We start from the raw sequence: 17641 nt of genomic DNA on the forward strand, positions 1-17641 counted from the left end.
AAACACAGCAGTCATCAACACCTGTCTTCCATCGAAGTGAAAACATGCATATCGTACAAGCTTGTGATATGTTAGTTAGTTTAAGAAAGTCCATTAATTTGGGGATTAATAGCATTACATAACAAAAATTAACAAAACCCTTACAAAAAGCTAATTTTTGGGTTTTAATACCAAAAAATTAGTTGAAATGGCGTGCCAAATTTTTGTAAAAAAAGGACTACTCGATTAACGGCAAAAAACTCGGAAAAACTACACTTTTGTCGATGAAATGCACGATTTGAAAATTCTAAATTTCAAATTTATAAGTCATTGATTTTGAGTGCTATAATTTTATGACAGATTTTGTGTATCTTCCATAAAATTAAACTTATAAAATATGAACAATACAATTAAAAAAATCTTGCTGATAGTTGGAATCATATTGGTTGGATACGGAATTTATACCTTAATAGCACCAGAGGCCTCTGTGGGTATTGGCGACTTAAGTATCGAAGCTCAAGACAATGATAACTCCTATGTGACTATAGCTTTGGGGTTGGCATCCATAGCATTGAGCTTTTTGGGAAGAAAAAAATAGTAAATTCATTTAAATATAATTGACAAGTCTGTCGGTAGTTTCGACAGGCTTTTTTATGTTCCTTAATTACAGGTTTCTCTTTAGGAAAAGTCTTATCTTTGCAGTCTTAAAAAATCAAACATGAATCTTCAGGAAATACTTTTAGACGCTGTAAAGCAAGCAGTAAAAGACACCTATAATGTGACATTGCCAACGGTTGAATTTCAGGCAACTCGCAGGGAATTCCCAGGTGATATTACAGTTGTGATATTTTCAATGCTTCGAAGTATTAAAGGTAATCCTGTTCAAATAGGTGAAAAAATAGGTGAATACCTAACCGAACATGTTGATTTGGTTAAAGGATTTAACGTAGTCAAAGGATTTTTGAATATTGAGATTCAGGATGGTTATTTCTTGGATAGTTTCCATGATATATTAAAAGATTCAGAATTTGGTATTGTGAAGCCAAATCCTCATGATAAAGCTGTTATGGTGGAATATTCCTCACCAAATACCAACAAACCGCTGCATTTAGGTCATATTCGTAATAACTTATTAGGATATAGTGTTTCTGAAATTCTGAAGGCTTCAGGTAAAAAGGTTTACAAAACCCAAATTATCAATGACCGTGGCATCCATATTTGTAAAAGTATGCTGGCGTGGCAGCGATTTGGTAGTGGTGAAACACCCAAAAGCACAGGTTTAAAAGGCGATAAATTGGTTGGAAACTACTATGTGAAGTTTGACCAAGAATATAAAAAGGAGATAACTGATTTAATTGCTCAAGGTAAATCTGAAGAAGAAGCAAAAAAAGAAGCCCCGATTTTGTTGGAAGCCCAAGATATGCTCCGTCAATGGGAAGCTGGTGAAAACGAAGTCGTAAAGCTTTGGGAAACCATGAATGGTTGGGTGTATGACGGGTTTGATATCACGTATAAAAATCTGGGTGTTGACTTTGATAAACTATACTACGAGAGTGAAACCTATTTATTAGGTAAGGAGTTTGTAGCCGAAGGACTGAAATCGGGAGTTTTTTATAAAAAAGATGATGGTTCGGTTTGGTGTGATTTAACTGAAGACGGACTGGATGAGAAAATCGTGCAACGTGCTGATGGCACGGCGGTTTACATAACTCAAGATATTGGTACAGCTATTCAACGGGTTAAGGATTATCCAGATGTTGGCGGCATGGTTTATACTGTGGGTAATGAGCAAGAATATCATTTTAAAGTCTTGTTTTTAATTATCAAAAAATTAGGCTTTGAATGGGCTGAAAACCTGTATCATTTGAGTTATGGTATGGTCGATTTGCCCAGCGGAAAAATGAAAAGCCGTGAAGGAACGGTTGTGGATGCCGATGACTTAATGGTAGAAATGGAACAAACAGCCGAAGATATTTCCAAGGAATTGGGTAAACTGGATGGGTATTCTGATGCTGATAAACAGGACTTATATCACACCATTGGTTTAGGAGCATTGAAATACTATATTTTAAAGGTTGATCCGCGAAAGCGTATTTTGTTTGATCCTAAAGAATCGGTGGATTTTCAAGGAAATACAGGACCATTTATTCAATATACCTATGCCCGAATTCAAGCTATTTTACGAAAAGCCAATTTTGATTTCAGCAGCCAAGTAACTCCTGAAAATTTGCATGATAAAGAACGTGAACTCATTAAACAGGTGCAGTTATTCCCAGAAATTGTGCAACAAGCAGCAGCTAATTACAGTCCGGCTTTGATTGCTAATTATACCTATGACCTGGTTAAAGAATTTAATTCGTTTTACCAAAACGTATCGATTTTAGGAGCAGACAATGACACGGATAAAGTATTTAGAGTTCAATTGTCTCAAGTAGTGGGCAGAACCATTAAGCAAGCTTTTGCGCTATTAGGTATTCAGGTTCCAGATAGGATGTAGAATGAATTAACGATATTCATTTGCAGGATTAAGAATATCGGTTGTTAGGTATGTAGCCTTTATAAATAGCTTTATTTGTTCATGCTATGTGTAGCTACCCAGACTTTTTCTTTGCTGAACTCACCAAAATAACTGAAGTATTCACCATCTTTCGAAATTACAACAAAACTGTTGCAAGGATAAGGGTGTTCAAAAAATAATCTTTCAATAATTCCATCAGGATCTTTGTTCCAAGTTAAAATACCATCATATTTTTCCAAACCATCGCTATTTTTATAAAGATAAATTGGTTTTGTTTGAGCGATTTGATTGATTCCATCTTCTAATTGATTAAACCAAGCCTTTCTTGTTTCCTTTGTCGCAGAACCACTCGAATTACACCGGTCTTTCCCTGGATAGTAAATAATTACTAGGGGTTTGTTTGAATCTAATTCATAATTAGTTTCCTTTTCAAGGAGTGAATCTATTGTATGTCTGTTGGTTATTTTCCCACTTTTTTCTCTCAAGGTCAATTTTCTATGATTAGCTGAATCACCCGGAATATCCAATAGCCTATTAGTTGAACGAATTTCTATAAACTTTGATTTACTTATTTCATTATTGTATTCATTAAAATATCTTGTCTTTACCCGTTTGTTTTTTGAAGATGAGCATGATAACATTAAAATCCCTAATATTAAAATTGTTGATATATTCTTCATAAGCCTCAATATGCTTTTTATTAATGCTCAATTTAGCTTTTTAAGCCAATAAATTCAATACGTATAGGTACGTAATTTTAAAGGAGATATTTAAAAACTTACCCTGAACGTCAGATTGGGCGTTATGCCCAAAGATGTTGTATTGATTTCAGAAAGGGTGTTTGTATCGGTTAATCGGTAGTAGCGGTTAATGGTGTTTTTGGTGTTGAAAATATTCCAAAGGGAAGCGCCAATGTGGGCATGCCAGTTTTTGGCAATATTAAACTTATAGGTTGCCGAGCAATCTGCTCTAAAGTAAGACGATAGATTGTTGCTGTTAGGTTCTAAATAATTGATGTCATTTCCCGAAACAGGATTGGAAACATTATAATAAGTTGTGGGTCTGCCCGAATGCCAATTGAAACCCAATGCCAGTTTTAAATTGTTGACACTGTATGTTCCAGCAAAGGTCACCTGATGTCTAATGTCTATATTGTTTGGAAATTGGTTTCCATTGTTTAAATCATCAAAGGTGTAATTGTTTTTACTCAATGAGTAGCTTAACCAGGTACTCCAATTGTCAAATTGCTGATTGATTAAAAAATCTAAACCCGTTACAGTGTAAGAACCAATGGCATTGGTATATTGGTACTGATTTTGAAAACCTTGGCTTCGGGTTGTAATGCCATCCACGTGTTTGATGTAGCCTTCTAAACTAATCAGGAGTTTCTTCTTTTGGTAATGGGTTCCTAATGATACCTGCTGACTTTGAATGATGGGTATATCATCATTGTTTGCCAATATCCAGCGTCTTTTTTCGACACCTAAAAAGTCATCTTGTAAATCAATGATTTGAGAAGCCGATTGGCTTTTTAATTCAGCCAATAATTCTAATCGGAAGTCATTGGCTATTTTTTGATTGATCACTAAGCGTGGTTCTAAAAAGAAATCGGAAAACTGCTCGAAATAATTGGCTCTGATACCTAATCTGGCATGTGTTTTTCCTGAATTGGATTTAAAACTTACTTCATTAAAAAGACCATGAGACCGCAAAACATCCTTAATATAGCGTCTGTATTCCGGATTGTTAACATCTTCCAGATTACTCATGCCAATTTCTGCATATTGGTAACCACCCAAATAATTCAAGTTTTGATTAATCTGATAATTGGCTTGCAATTCTAATCGATTATCACGAACATCATTTTCCTGAATAAGTCGTTGGTTATTGTCAACATCATTGTTTCTTGAGTTTAAATCGTAATTAGAAAGTGAAACCTTAAAACTGGTTTGCAACTTCGCATGCCATTGCCGCTTGTAGTCTATTCCCAAAGCTGTGCTTTCCTGAATAAGCTTGCTTGTTGAGGATTGTGTGTTCGCTATTCCGGTAGCTGTTTCTCTATAGTCCAAGGAATTAAAAATCTTTAATCCACTAATGGTGATGAGGTCTTTTTTTGAAAGTTTAAAAGTGAGTTTTGACGACACATCATAAAAATAAAAGCGCTCATCTTGAGTGACCTGATTATTATTTTGTTGAGTTAGGTCCGAGTCTTGAAAAATACGATCAAAATATTGGTCGTAGGTAGGTGTGTTAAATACATCGGTGAGAGATCGTCTAGCAGATACCTGAATGCCAATTTTATCAGTAACAGGTATTTTGGCGAAACCATCATAAGCAATCAAGTTAGTTCCCAATCCACCATTTATTTTGTTAGGAATACTGTCTGATGTGTGCATATTGATTATCCCTGAAACACCATCACCATATTCTGCACTACTGCCATTTTTGGATATTGAAATATCATGAATCAAAGTTGGGTTAAATGGTGAAATCAATCCAAAAAAATGACCTGATTGATACATTTTGATACCATCCCAGAGAATTAAATTTTGGTCATTGGTACCACCACGAATATTGAGGTTGGATACACGTTCATCAACACTTATGATGCCTGGTAAGGCCTGTATGGTTTGCAAAACATCAGGTTCGATTAGCCCAGGCAAGATGCCAAATTCATCTAAATTAATTTTTGAAGTACCATCTGTTTGTAATGAGATACCTTCAGTAAGGTATTTGGTGATGAGGACTTCGTCTAAAAACTGGGTAGGCGAATTACCGTTTATGATCACATAATTATTGGGACTGATTTCTTGAAATACAAGATTCGTTTCCCGTTGTATGAAAGTCAATATCGTATTGAGTGATTCTTCGCCTTTGGGTAAAGCAATCATCTTGTAGGCAATATGCTCATCAGCATATGAAAAGCGTATCTGATACTCTTCAGATAGTAATTCAAGAGCATCGGATAAGGGTTGTTTGCCGTTACTTAAGTTTTGGGCACCAACAGAGGTAGTAAATAGCAGTAACAAACAGCTAAAAATTTTGATTTTTATGCTACTCACGGTTTAGTACAATCACACTATTTTTAATTGTAAAGTTAATATTTAGAGGTAATGTAATGGCTTTCAATGCCAATTCCTGATTGTTATGTACAAAACTACCAGTATACAGCTTATCCGTATCAATAGATTCTGTATTGAAAGTCACATGATACTGTCTTTCAAACTCGCGTAGCACATACTTGTAAGGAATACTCTTAAAACAACTTTCATTTTGTAACCAACTAGGTTGATTGTTTTTTTCTTTTTCTTGAGCAATATAATTCCCATCAATAATTAAAAACTGATCTCCGGGTTTTAATATTTTAGTTTGGTTATTGGAAATGACTTTGACGGAACCTTCATAGCAAACGGTTTCGAAAAAGCCTGGTCTATTTTTAACATTGAATTCTGTTCCCAACACGGTTACGGTACCATTATCAGTAATCACATTGAATTCCGAACCCTTTTCCACATCAAAGTAGGCTTCGCCGTTCAAATTGACATCACGTTTTGATTGCCAATCATGTTTATTATAGGTCAATTGCGATTGTGCATTCAAACTAACCTTGGTTTGGTCAGGTAGGTAAACCTCTGTTTTTTCGGCAAAATATGTAGTGGTTGTTGTGTCTAATGTGGTTGTGTAGATATAAACAGCCAACAATACAGCGATAATTGAGGCTATGCGCAAAAATGGTTTAAACCAAGATATTTTAGATTTTTCTAATGAAATTTTATTCTGAATATTTAAATATGCAGATTTACCGTCAAAATCCGGAGCCTTAAAATCTTCCAGGGAATTTGATAGTTTTGTTAGTTCACGATAGTCATCCAAAGCCTGAAAAGCCTGTAGTTCCTCGGCGTTTAAGTCGTGGTCTAACCATTTTTTTATTAAATATTCTCTATCCATAAATGGGTCACTTAATTATATAACAGGTTCATCCTCATTTTTCCTACCTCATAATTTTAAATGCCATCAATTTCTTGACGTAATTGTTTTAATGCACCATAAATTCGCTTTTCTACAGCTTTTTGAGAGATGTTTAAAATGTCTGCGATTTCCTTGAGCTTTTTACCTTCAATCCGATTCATCAAAAAAGCCACGCGTTGCGTTTCGGACAAATTAGCAATAGCGTTTTGTAATTTTATTTTATACTCGTGTTCCTCCATGAGGAATTCCGGGTTCTCATTGGTTGATGATTTGGGTTTCGTTTGCTGAAATTTTAAAACAACTTTTTGATGGGCAATATCATTCAGTGTTAAATTATTGGCTACCGTAAATAAAAATGATTTGGCTTTAGATGGTGCCACATCTTGACATTTTTGCCAGAGTTTCACAAAAGCTTCTTGTACTTTATCTTGTGGATTTATATGGCTGCCAAATTTGTAGTACAAAAAATCATGTAAATCTTTAGCATAGCGGTTAAATGCCTTTGAAAATAGGGCTTCGTCGCATATATGGTCATTTAAATCTTTAGGCATTTTTAAATTTTATGCTCGTAAATGTATAAAAAAAGAAATACAGGGTAGGACATTTTTAAATTGAGCTGTTATATTGTAAATAACCAATAAAATTCACGTTATGAAATTTAGATTATCACTTTTCTTACTGCTTATGCTTTTATTTGTTGGCGTATCATGTCAGGAAGAAGCCAACGAAGAAACACCTCCAAATCAAGAAGAAACAATTGCGCCAAATTCTACCTTGGCCAATTTAATGCGACATACGGCTGCCAATGATGGAACCGTTGATAATATCATGGATGGTAGCGACTGTTTTACAGTTAATTTACCAGTCACCATTATTGCCAATGGTATCACTTTGACTATTGAGTCTATAGATGATTTTAGTTTGATTGAAGCCATTTTTGATGAAAATAATACTAATGAGGATACTATTGAGTTTTTGTTTCCCATTACGATTATTTTAAATGATTACACCGAAATAACTATTGAAACTCTTGAAGAACTGGATGCTTTTGTTGAAAGCTGCGTAGCAAATGAAGAGGTGATAGAATGTGTGGATTTTGTTTATCCAATAGTGTTCTCAATTTACAACACGAATTTCCAAATCATTGATACCGTTGAAATTAATAATGACTATGAATTGTATGTCTTTTTGGAAGGTTTGGAAACCGATAATCAAGGTGCTGTATTGGCTAGTTTAAATTTTCCAGTGACGCTTGTTTATGCAAATGGGGATACCGTTGAAGTGAATGGTAATCAAGAGTTGGAAGAAGCCATTAATGCAGCCAATGAGAATTGTGAGGATGATATTATAGTGGATTGTGGAATGAATCTGGCTGAATTGGAAGCGCATTTAGTAGAGTGTGATATGGTGGGATATACATTTAATGTTGCGGGAGAAGCCATCGATGAAAATTATTTGAACTTCAATTCAAATGGCGAAGTTATAGTAAATGGTACGCCAGCCGTAACAGAAGTAGCTTCATGGGTTCTAACAGAATCAAATTCAGGATATATGTTAACCATTGCTGGGTTAGAAACGTTTAATCTATTAAATGGTGAATGGTCTTTATTAGGCTGTGAAAGAGATAGAATAGTATTTACCCAAGGAGAAGGAGATAATACTATTACACTAGAATTGGAACAAGATTGTTCAGGTAATGAAACACCATTCGATTGTTTTGGAAATACCACAGTAACAGCATGTGATTTTGACAATGACGGATTTGCAACTTTTGAGTTAGAAACACTAGTGCTTGGTAATGTTGTTTGTGATGTTGACTTTACACCGTCTTTCCATATATCTCAGACCAATGCCGAAGCTGATGTAAATCCCATAGATGAACCAAATGCTTTTGTAAATACGACGAATCCGCAAACTGTTTACTTAAGAATTGAAGCACTTAATGGTGATTTTGAAGTGTTCACCATTGAACTTATTGTTGAAGATTGTAGTGGTTCGTGTCCTGAACAAGAAGTTGATGCTTATTTAGTTGAGTGTATTTGGAATGTCATAAACTTTGATGGCAGCACTGATTTAATGGTCTATGATTTAGACTTCAACGCTGATGGTACCGTTGTTATAACCGGTAATGGATTGACCATAGTATCCATGTGGTCTACGTCACAAACTGGTGCAGGTACTATAGTTGAATTTAGCAATGTAGCTGGACCTGATATACAAGCTATAACTGGAAGCTGGGTGATAGTGGACTGTCGGGATGACAGATTGGTTATGCAAGCTATAAACAGCACTAGTACTATGGTTATGGAACAGGATTGTTCTAATTGTGACAATCCGGGTGTATTGACCAATGATTTGGTTATTTACATGCCATTTGGGGGTGAGGCTCAAGATTTAATTACTGGCGATGTTGTACAAAATATCACCAATGATTTTGTAACTGACAGAGCCGGAAACACTACTTGTGCGATTGGATTCACAGGAAATGATAATATTTCTATTCCAGTCACAGCCGAAAATCAAATTGTACAAGGCGATAGTTTTTCAATAAGTGTATGGTTTAAAATGCAAAATTCAGTGGCTGGTGATTTAGAAATATTTTTTAGAAAACCGGGTAATGCAACAGTTGGTTTTAATCTAGGCGTCTATGACTTAAATACACCATTATTTGGGGATAATTTAGGTACAACATTATGGGATAATGACTGGAATCAAGAAGTGGATGTTACTTGGGATAATACAGATTGGCATCACCTAACGGTAACTGTCGATTCTAATAACACCGTGAGACTTTATAGAGATGGTGCGTTGAGAAATGTTGTGGAAAATTCAAATCTGACCATTGGTTCTGATCCAACTTCTGAATATCTCATTGGAGAAGGTTATCAAGGTCATTTAGATGATTTAAGAGTTTATAAACGTGCCTTAAGTGATAATGAAGTAGGTGACTTATACAATTTAGAAGCAGAATGCTATACATGCTTTTGATTATAATTTCTAGTTAATTTATGTTTGAGAAAGCCATTGGAAACAATGGCTTTTTTATTGGTAATTAACTTTATAAATACAGGACAAATACTTAAATTTGCATTTCTTAAAATTTCAAGAATTCTATGTTTAATAATTTAAGTGAAAAGTTAGATAAAGCGTTACACGTCTTAAAAGGTCATGGTAGTATTACCGAGGTAAACGTAGCCGAGACACTTAAGGAGGTTAGAAGAGCGCTTTTAGATGCCGATGTTAACTTTAAAATTGCTAAAGAGTTTACCAATACGGTTAAGGAAAAAGCACTTGGTCAAAATGTATTGACAACCCTACAACCAGGTCAGTTAATGGTTAAAATCGTAAAAGATGAATTAACTGAATTAATGGGTGGTGATGCCGAAGGGATAAACCTTTCCGGAAACCCAAGCATTATTTTAATGTCAGGTTTGCAAGGGTCTGGTAAAACAACTTTTTCTGGTAAACTGGCTAATTACTTAAAGAACAAAAAAACAAAAAAGCCATTATTGGTTGCCTGTGACGTATATCGTCCAGCAGCGATTGATCAGCTGCATGTTGTTGGAGAGCAAATTAATGTTGAGGTTTTTAGCGATAAAGGAAACCAGGATCCTGTTGCAATCGCACGAGCGGGTATTGCTCATGCAAAAGCCAATGGTCATAATGTGGTTATAATAGATACAGCTGGACGTTTGGCGGTTGATGAAGCAATGATGACCGAAATTTCCAACATTCATAAGGCTATTCAGCCTCAAGAAACCTTGTTTGTTGTGGATTCCATGACGGGTCAAGATGCTGTTAATACTGCAAAAGCTTTTAATGATGTTTTAAATTTTGATGGGGTTATTTTAACCAAGTTAGATGGCGATACTCGTGGTGGTGCGGCTATTTCCATTAAGTCTGTGGTTAACAAACCAATTAAATTCATTGGTACAGGTGAGAAGATGGAAGCTATAGATGTATTCTATCCATCGCGTATGGCGGATCGTATTCTTGGAATGGGTGATGTGGTGTCTTTGGTTGAAAGAGCACAAGAACAGTACGATGAAGAGGAAGCTAGAAAACTTCAAAAGAAAATTGCTAAAAACCAGTTTGGATTTGATGATTTCTTAAAACAGATTCAGCAAATTAAGAAAATGGGTAACATGAAAGATTTAATAGGCATGATACCTGGGGCTGGAAAAATGATGAAAGATATTGATATTGATGATGATGCTTTCAAGGGTATTGAGGCAATCATTCACTCGATGACACCGAAAGAACGAGCTAATCCATCAATTATCAATTCCAGTAGAAAGAAGCGTATCGGGAAAGGTTCTGGTACTTCTGTACAAGAGGTCAATCAGCTTTTGAAACAATTTGACCAAATGAGCAAAATGATGAAAATGATGCAAGGTGGTGGCGGAAAACGTATGATGCAAGCTATGAAAAACATGAGGTAACTCATGTTTTTTTATTTATAATAATCCAATAATTCAATTTAACAGATGACCATTTTAGACGGAAAAAAAATCAGCAATGATATCAAGGATGAAATTACCGAAGAGGTAAAAAAAATGAAGGCAAAAGGGGAGAAAGTTCCTCATTTGGCTGCGGTAATTGTGGGAAATGATGGTGCTAGTTTAACCTATGTTGGCAGTAAGGTAAGAGCTTGTGAACGTGTGGGTTTTGAGTCTACAATGATTCGCATGTCCAACACCACAAGTGAGATTGAATTGTTGGATAAAATTGAAGAATTAAATGAAAACCCTGATATTGATGGCTTCATAATTCAGTTGCCTTTACCGCCTCAAATTAATACACAAAAAGTGTTGATGGCGGTAGACCCAACCAAAGATGTGGATGGATTTCATCCAGAAAACTTTGGTAAAATGGCATTGGATATGTCCACATTTATTCCTGCAACTCCTTTTGGAATTTTGGAACTATTGGATCGTTACAATGTTGAAACCAAAGGAAAGCATACGGTTGTGATTGGTAGAAGCCATATTGTAGGGAGACCTATGAGTATTTTAATGGGGAGAAAGGGATTTCCGGGTAATTCAACGGTGACGTTAACTCACAGTCACACAAAAAACATTACACAAATCACCTCTCAAGCAGATATTATTATAACGGCGTTAGGAGTTCCAGGATTCCTGAAAGCTGAAATGGTTAAAGATGATGTCGTGATTATTGACGTGGGAATTACACGTGTTCAGGATGATTCATCTCCAAAAGGATATGTGATTACGGGTGATGTGGATTTTGAAAATGTTAGTAAAAAAGCCAGTTACATCACACCTGTTCCAGGAGGTGTAGGACCTATGACGATAGCCATGTTATTGAAAAATACCTTGTTGGCTCGGGAAATTCATAATCAATAGTCACCAGAAGATTATTCTTCTCGCTTGCAGTCTATTTTCCAAGTGGGAAATACAACAGTTTCTGTTTTGTCAACCCATTCGCCAACCCATTTATAACCGGTTTTGCTGATATCATAAAAGGTTAAACGGAAAAATCCTTCGGTTCCATTAGGCGCAGTTTGATCACGATATAATACAATATTACCATTCTCCTTTTTGTTGCCTTCCCAGGTAGGCAATTTAGTAGAAGGGGTTTTGGAGGAGTAGTAATGCACATACCAGCGACTACTGTCTGCTATAAATTGACGGATACTTCCTGAATGCGACCCATCAGACTTTAAAGTTTCATCCTGAACAGCCATACCATTCATAATGTATTTCCAGGTCCAAATCATATCTTCAGGCTTCGTCCAGGTATTATCCTGATTTCTCGTTGTAGAAGTACAATTACAACTTCCTATTAGGTCAGTAAAGTCTGTTATTTGCTGTGGTGCGTTTGGATTTGATCTGCCATAAGGGAATTCTTCATTTGGCGCATATTCATATTGCGAAAAAGAATAAAAAGGAACAATTAAAAGTATAAGAAGAATGGTTTTCATAGTGGTTGCTTTTTCTGAAGTTACCACTCTTAATTTGAAGAAAATTGCCAATTAGTATTAAATTAACAATTGCTCAATTTGAATTTTTACGTCTGCTTTGTGTTTTTGGAATAAACGTTTTAGAAGAATCTTCCAACAATTTGTTTAGTTCTGTGATTTCTTTTTGAGTAAATTCTCGGTATTCCCCGACGGGAACATCCAAAGTAATATTCATAATTCTAACCCGTTTTAGGGTTACGACGGCATAATCGAGATATTCACACATACGTCTGATTTGTCTGTTCAGGCCCTGGGTTAAAATAATCTTAAACGTATGGGTATCTAATTTTTCAACGTAGCATTTTTTAGTAACTGTATCCAAAATGGGAACGCCGTTTGACATGCGTTGTATGAAAGTCTGTGAGATAGGTTTATTTACGGTGACTATATATTCCTTTTCATGGTTGTTACTGGCTCTCAATATTTTATTGACAATGTCGCCGTCATCGGTTAGGAATATTAATCCCTCACTGGGTTTGTCTAATCGACCAATTGGGAAAATACGTTTGGGATAATTAATAAAGTCAATGATGTTATCTTTTTCAACCCGAGTGTCAGTAGTACATACAATACCAACAGGTTTGTTGAAGGCCAGATATACAAAGTCTTCTTTGGAATTCTTAATGTTTTTTCCGTCAACCTGAACAATGTCGCCTGACGCTACTTTAGTTCCCATTTCAGGTACGATGCCATTAATGGTTACCCGACCAGCATCTATGAGTTTATCGGCTTCGCGGCGAGAACAATAGCCAGCTTCGCTTAAATATTTGTTGAGTCGCGTTAAATTTTGATCCATACGACAAAGATAGCTTAACCTTCCAAAAACTCATAAATATGATGTGAGATACTTTCGTGTGCCATAGAATGTCCCATACCGGATGTGGTTATTAATCTACTGTTTTTGAAGTTTTGATTAATCAATACGGCATCTGAATAAGGGATAATGGCATCTTTCTCATCATGAATTATAAGACCCTCAACATTTAATTGTGCCAATTGCTTGGCTGTTGAAAATGAAATGGAATCTATTTTAAAACGCTTTTTTATAAGGTCGATAATGGCATTTTGAGTGCGTTTGGTGTAACCCATCATTTTAAAATAGCGATTTAAAACATCGGTGAATTCTGAAGGCGCTCCAATTAAAATCAGTTTTTTTAGTTTTGAATTGTCATGATTGATATTTGAAAAGGCCGTAGCCATACCGCCAACAGAGTGACCAATAATAATATCAGGATTGAATTTTTTTGCTACATGTTGAATGAATTGAGCGTATAGCAAGGCATTAAACCGCTTGCTTCCCGATCGGCCATGCGCAGGCGCATCCAAAGCAACGATATTATATTTTAATTTTTTTAATGGCTCAATTAAATATTGCCATCTCGCCGAATTGCTTTCCCATCCATGAGCTAATAGAACCGTTTTCCCATGACCTAACCAGCGATAGGTCATTACCGAAATATCATTAACTTTTATTTCCTCACGAAATGATGTGCCCAGAAAATCAGATTGTTTTTCATTAATGCGACCTTTGAAAGGTTTGGAGAATAGAAATAAGGCTATTCGGGCAGCAAGTTTGCGAGAGATCAAACTGATAAGATTAATGAAAAGGCCAATAAATTTCTGAATAATAATCATGGATTTTCTCTATTTACTAAATCCATTGAAAATGCAGGTTTGCAGATGGCTATATATTCACAAGCTTCCTTAAAAGGGTTTGAGTATTGTACGCGAACATTTTTTGCTATTTTAATGGATTGTCCTGCCTTTAAAACAACAATATCACCATCAATATTAAATTGTTTTTTGCCTTTGATAATGAAAGTGAATTCATCAAACTCTGGAGTTTGGAAAGGTTCGCTCCAGCGGGCAGGAGCTATCATATGAGCAATACTAATATCTGAATTACCTGCAGAAGCTAAACCAAAATGCTCTTTAATTATTTTGCCGTCGCTAGTTGGAACCGCAAAAGGATTATCTTGAACGATATACTTTTTCATTAGTTTATTTTAATGGTTTTCTTTTAATCATCCCACCGCGAAGGTCTTTTACTAACCCCATTATGATAAATGCTTTTTTGTCGATTTTATCAATCTCTGTATGTAATTTAGCCAATTCCAATCGTGTTACAACGGTATATATAATGTCTTTATCATAACTTTTTCCGCTAGTACCATAACCCCCTTTTCCAGCATAAATTGTACAAGCACGTCTTAATTTGTCAATAATCATAACGCGCAATTCTTCATGTTTATTGGATATAATGGTAACCCCAACATACTCTTCAACACCATCTACAACAAAGTCAACTGTTTTGGCAGCTGCAAGATACGTTAAAATAGCATATAAGGCGGTTTCAATGGATAGGATATAGGCGCCAAATGAAAATATAAGGATATTGATAAGTAGTAAAACATCGCCAATAGTTATGGATAACTTTCTGCTTAAATAAATTGCCAAAACTTCGGTGCCATCAATAACACTGCCTCCTCGCATAGCCATGCCTATTCCCAAACCGAGAAAGAAACCTCCAAATACAGCAATGAGTAGTTTGTCTTCCGTTATTGTCGGATATTCCACAAAATGAACGACTACTGCCAAAAAAGTAATGGCAATAATACTTTTAACGGCAAATTTCAGATTAAAGGTTCTGGCTCCCAGAATTAGAAATGGAATATTCACTAAAATCAACAGAAAGCCCAATTCAATGTTGGTTATATTTTCTAGCAATAGTGAAATACCAGTGGCACCACCATCAATAAACCTATTGGGAAGCAAAAATCCTTTCAAACCAAAACCAGCTGCGAAAACCCCTATAATTATAAATACATATTCTTTTATAGCGTGATCCAGCTCGACACGTAAATTCCTAACAAGCGGAACAATCTGCTTATGAGAGATTTCTTTTGAAGTTGTTTTGGCCTCAAGCTTCTTTTTGGCAATAAAGCCAAGTAATTTAGACACTATTGATGATTTCATAGGGAAGCCACTGTTACCAGCCTATCATAAAATACTTGATTTTGGCTTTGTCGGGAATTTGAACGGCCTCAATTTTGGCATCTAAATTAAATTGTAATTCAGCAGGAAGTTCTTTTTTATCAATGGTAAAGAAAGCGTTGATTTCATTAACAAAAACAACGACATTTTTAAAAGTATTTTGAATACTTGAAATTTTATGGTTTTTTTCAATATCTCCAAATGTGCTTGATATTGATAAGCCTTTAGCAGTTTTGAAACGAGAATCCATAATTTTGATAGTCTCTATGGTCGCTGTGGAGTCATTAGCTTTATTGGGTGTTAAAACCAATAATGGCTTACCCGAAGTATCAAATAATTCAATATCACGTCCGTCATCAATAAATTTATTTGTTTCCTTTACAAAAACCAATGAGTCTTTTTCATAAATGGTTTTTAGTTCTTTTACCTGGGTTGAATCGGTCAATAAACCAATGCTTTTTTTACTGATTAAAAATGGGTCTTGTTTTTTTGCACAGCTAGATAAGGCTATGGCAATTATTAAGATGACTATATACTTGTTCATTAATTTTTTCTGTTTTAAATATTATTATTTTTTCATCACTTTCGTCAAAATACCAAATACACTTCGTATAAAGGTAGCGCTCGTCAGTACTTTGACTATTGGGTTCATTCGCGTGCTTTTTTTTGTTGTTCTGGCCTTACTTTTTGATTCCGCTTTTTTGAGAGCTTCTTGTTCTTGTCTGGCTTTTTCTTTTGCTTCTTCAGCTTCAGCTAGTTCTATTTTTTGGTTCAACAGTTCATAAGCACTTTCCCTATCAATTTGTTCATTGTATTTTTTTACGAGTTTCGAATCAGACAGCAAATTGCTTAACTCGGTATCAGTTAGAATATCCATACGGCTCTTGGGTGCACGCATCATGGTTGCTGCCAGAGGCGTAGGTCTACCTTTTTCGTTTAGGGCAGAAACCAAAGCTTCTCCAGTGCCCAATGATGTTAGAACATCGGCCGTATCATAGTATTCGGTGTCTGGATAATTTTGAGCTGTTAGTTTGATGGTTTTTCGGTCTTTGGCTGTAAATGCTCTTAATGCGTGTTGTACTTTAAGACCCAGTTGACTCAAAACGGCTTCAGGCACATCAGTAGGGTTTTGTGTCACAAAATATAACCCAACACCTTTACTTCGTATTAATTTGACGATGCTTTCAATTTGGCTCAAAAGTGCTTTTGAAGCTTCATTGAAAATTAAATGGGCTTCATCTATGAACATGATGAGTTCAGGTCTGCCAGTATCTCCTTGTTCTGGAAAAGTAGAATAAATTTCGGCCAATAAACTCAACATAAATGTCGAAAACAATTTAGGCTTATCTTGAATATCCGTTAAACGAATAATATTGATGTAGCCTCTACCATCGTCATCAACTCGTAATAAATCATCAACCTCAAATGATTTTTCACCAAAAAACAATTCACCACCTTGTTGTTCAATTTCAACTATTTTTCTCAAGATGGCACCCGTTGAGGCTGTCGAAATTCGACCGTAGGCTTCTTCAAACTCTTCTTTTCCTTCATTAGTTGCATATTGCAAAATTTTCTTGAAGTCCTTTAGATCTAAAAGTGGCAATTTGTTATCGTCGCAATATTTAAAAATCACCGAAATAACACCTGCTTGCGTTTCGGTTACATCTAAAATTCTGGATATTAATACGGGACCAAACTCGCTTATTGTAGCTCGAAGCCTGACTCCGTCTTGTTCCGACAATGTTAATATTTCAACAGGAAAAGATTTGGGCTCAAAAGGCAAGCCAATGGCTTCATGACGTTCATCTATTTTTGGATGTCCTGGACTCGGTTTAGCCAACCCGCTTAAGTCACCTTTAATATCCATTAACAGAACTGGAACACCTTTCTCACTTAAATTTTCTGCCAATACCTGTAATGTTTTGGTCTTTCCAGTCCCAGTTGCGCCAGCAATTAAACCATGTCTGTTCATAGTTTTTAAAGGAACATTCACATAAGCATTTTTAACGGTTTTGCCATCTAACATGGCAGAGCCTAATGTTATATATTCGCCTTTATTGGTATTACCTTCAGTTATATGCTTAAAGAATTCTTCCTGTCTGCTCATTTTCAAAAATTTTCATAAAAATACTAATCTTGGTGCAATACCCTTGAAAATCTTTTCAACAATTTTACAGGAAACTAAAATCAGAGAGTTA

16 protein-coding genes are annotated in these 17641 nt (G+C 35.6%); 5 read left to right on the forward strand and 11 right to left on the reverse strand.

The window, feature by feature from the left end:
- The first annotated feature begins 376 nt into the window (after positions 1–376).
- Together ACKXGU_RS12105 and argS are read left to right on the forward strand one after the other, a co-directional pair.
- A complete protein-coding gene (locus ACKXGU_RS12105) occupies positions 377–577 on the forward strand; it encodes a hypothetical protein (protein WP_463465546.1) in 201 nt (66 codons plus the stop codon).
- Between the two features lie 120 nt (positions 578–697).
- Positions 698–2476: an arginine--tRNA ligase gene (gene argS / locus ACKXGU_RS12110; protein WP_463465547.1), complete on the forward strand. Its 1779-nt coding sequence runs from the start codon at positions 698–700 to the stop codon at positions 2474–2476.
- A gap of 71 nt (positions 2477–2547) precedes the next feature.
- Here argS and ACKXGU_RS12115 read toward each other — a convergent pair whose 3' ends face one another.
- The 4 genes from ACKXGU_RS12115 to ACKXGU_RS12130 form a co-directional block, all read right to left on the reverse strand.
- A complete protein-coding gene (locus ACKXGU_RS12115) occupies positions 2548–3177 on the reverse strand; it encodes a hypothetical protein (protein WP_463465548.1) in 630 nt (209 codons plus the stop codon).
- Between the two features lie 90 nt (positions 3178–3267).
- A complete protein-coding gene (locus tag ACKXGU_RS12120) occupies positions 3268–5526 on the reverse strand; it encodes a TonB-dependent receptor plug domain-containing protein (protein WP_463465549.1) in 2259 nt (752 codons plus the stop codon).
- A gap of 25 nt (positions 5527–5551) precedes the next feature.
- Entirely contained in the window at positions 5552–6445 is an 894-nt protein-coding gene (locus ACKXGU_RS12125; RefSeq protein WP_463465550.1) for a FecR family protein, read from the reverse strand.
- 56 nt (positions 6446–6501) lie between these two features.
- Positions 6502–7017 (reverse strand): RNA polymerase sigma factor, encoded by a 516-nt coding sequence (locus tag ACKXGU_RS12130; protein ID WP_463465551.1) that lies wholly within the window; start codon positions 7015–7017, stop codon positions 6502–6504.
- Between the two features lie 100 nt (positions 7018–7117).
- Here ACKXGU_RS12130 and ACKXGU_RS12135 point away from each other — a divergent pair, with 100 nt between their 5' ends.
- The 3 genes from ACKXGU_RS12135 (at position 7118) to ACKXGU_RS12145 (ending at position 11832) form a co-directional block, all read left to right on the forward strand.
- Positions 7118–9454 (forward strand): LamG domain-containing protein, encoded by a 2337-nt coding sequence (locus ACKXGU_RS12135; protein WP_463465552.1) that lies wholly within the window; start codon positions 7118–7120, stop codon positions 9452–9454.
- 125 nt (positions 9455–9579) lie between these two features.
- Positions 9580–10908 (forward strand): signal recognition particle protein, encoded by a 1329-nt coding sequence (ffh, locus tag ACKXGU_RS12140; protein WP_463465553.1) that lies wholly within the window; start codon positions 9580–9582, stop codon positions 10906–10908.
- Positions 10909–10953: 45 nt separating this feature from the next.
- Positions 10954–11832: a bifunctional 5,10-methylenetetrahydrofolate dehydrogenase/5,10-methenyltetrahydrofolate cyclohydrolase gene (locus ACKXGU_RS12145; RefSeq protein ID WP_463465554.1), complete on the forward strand. Its 879-nt coding sequence runs from the start codon at positions 10954–10956 to the stop codon at positions 11830–11832.
- An 11-nt stretch (positions 11833–11843) separates the two neighbouring features.
- Here the strand turns inward: ACKXGU_RS12145 and ACKXGU_RS12150 are convergent, their stop codons facing one another.
- From ACKXGU_RS12150 to ACKXGU_RS12180, 7 genes are all read right to left on the reverse strand, one after another.
- Positions 11844–12410: a hypothetical protein gene (locus ACKXGU_RS12150; protein WP_463465555.1), complete on the reverse strand. Its 567-nt coding sequence runs from the start codon at positions 12408–12410 to the stop codon at positions 11844–11846.
- Positions 12411–12483: 73 nt separating this feature from the next.
- Positions 12484–13245 (reverse strand): 23S rRNA pseudouridine(2604) synthase RluF, encoded by a 762-nt coding sequence (rluF, locus tag ACKXGU_RS12155; RefSeq protein WP_463465556.1) that lies wholly within the window; start codon positions 13243–13245, stop codon positions 12484–12486.
- Positions 13246–13259: 14 nt separating this feature from the next.
- Positions 13260–14084, reverse strand: coding sequence for an alpha/beta fold hydrolase (locus tag ACKXGU_RS12160; protein WP_463465557.1), 825 nt, complete (start codon positions 14082–14084; stop codon positions 13260–13262).
- Positions 14081–14446, reverse strand: a complete 366-nt coding sequence (locus ACKXGU_RS12165; protein ID WP_463465558.1) for a cupin domain-containing protein — start codon at positions 14444–14446, stop codon at positions 14081–14083. Before ACKXGU_RS12165 ends, ACKXGU_RS12160 begins: the two co-directional genes overlap by 4 nt.
- A 4-nt stretch (positions 14447–14450) precedes the next feature.
- On the reverse strand, positions 14451–15425 hold the full coding sequence (locus tag ACKXGU_RS12170) for a YitT family protein (protein ID WP_463465559.1): 975 nt from the start codon (positions 15423–15425) through the stop codon (positions 14451–14453).
- Positions 15426–15438: 13 nt separating this feature from the next.
- The gene (locus ACKXGU_RS12175) at positions 15439–15987 is read right to left on the reverse strand and encodes a hypothetical protein (protein ID WP_463465560.1); all 549 of its coding nucleotides are present in this window, start codon (positions 15985–15987) and stop codon (positions 15439–15441) included.
- Between the two features lie 24 nt (positions 15988–16011).
- A complete protein-coding gene (locus ACKXGU_RS12180; RefSeq protein WP_463465561.1) occupies positions 16012–17550 on the reverse strand; it encodes a helicase HerA-like domain-containing protein in 1539 nt (512 codons plus the stop codon).
- Between the last annotated feature and the right edge of the window lie 91 nt (positions 17551–17641).

The sequence above is a fragment of the Hanstruepera sp. CR43 genome, assembly GCF_055227665.1.

What these genes read in the sequence shown, in the direction of transcription:
- ACKXGU_RS12145 (WP_463465554.1), top strand. Translation starts at nt 10,954, where the DNA reads ATGACCATTTTAGACGGAAAAAAAATCAGCAATGATATCAAGGATGAA.
- ffh (WP_463465553.1), top strand. Translation starts at nt 9,580, where the DNA reads ATGTTTAATAATTTAAGTGAAAAGTTAGATAAAGCGTTACACGTCTTA.
- ACKXGU_RS12115 (WP_463465548.1), bottom strand. Translation starts at nt 3,177, where the DNA reads ATGAAGAATATATCAACAATTTTAATATTAGGGATTTTAATGTTATCA.
- ACKXGU_RS12180 (WP_463465561.1), bottom strand. Translation starts at nt 17,550, where the DNA reads ATGAGCAGACAGGAAGAATTCTTTAAGCATATAACTGAAGGTAATACC.
- ACKXGU_RS12175 (WP_463465560.1), bottom strand. Translation starts at nt 15,987, where the DNA reads ATGAACAAGTATATAGTCATCTTAATAATTGCCATAGCCTTATCTAGC.
- ACKXGU_RS12170 (WP_463465559.1), bottom strand. Translation starts at nt 15,425, where the DNA reads ATGAAATCATCAATAGTGTCTAAATTACTTGGCTTTATTGCCAAAAAG.
- ACKXGU_RS12160 (WP_463465557.1), bottom strand. Translation starts at nt 14,084, where the DNA reads ATGATTATTATTCAGAAATTTATTGGCCTTTTCATTAATCTTATCAGT.
- ACKXGU_RS12165 (WP_463465558.1), bottom strand. Translation starts at nt 14,446, where the DNA reads ATGAAAAAGTATATCGTTCAAGATAATCCTTTTGCGGTTCCAACTAGC.
- rluF (WP_463465556.1), bottom strand. Translation starts at nt 13,245, where the DNA reads ATGGATCAAAATTTAACGCGACTCAACAAATATTTAAGCGAAGCTGGC.
- ACKXGU_RS12105 (WP_463465546.1), top strand. Translation starts at nt 377, where the DNA reads ATGAACAATACAATTAAAAAAATCTTGCTGATAGTTGGAATCATATTG.
- argS (WP_463465547.1), top strand. Translation starts at nt 698, where the DNA reads ATGAATCTTCAGGAAATACTTTTAGACGCTGTAAAGCAAGCAGTAAAA.
- ACKXGU_RS12150 (WP_463465555.1), bottom strand. Translation starts at nt 12,410, where the DNA reads ATGAAAACCATTCTTCTTATACTTTTAATTGTTCCTTTTTATTCTTTT.
- ACKXGU_RS12125 (WP_463465550.1), bottom strand. Translation starts at nt 6,445, where the DNA reads ATGGATAGAGAATATTTAATAAAAAAATGGTTAGACCACGACTTAAAC.
- ACKXGU_RS12130 (WP_463465551.1), bottom strand. Translation starts at nt 7,017, where the DNA reads ATGCCTAAAGATTTAAATGACCATATATGCGACGAAGCCCTATTTTCA.
- ACKXGU_RS12135 (WP_463465552.1), top strand. Translation starts at nt 7,118, where the DNA reads ATGAAATTTAGATTATCACTTTTCTTACTGCTTATGCTTTTATTTGTT.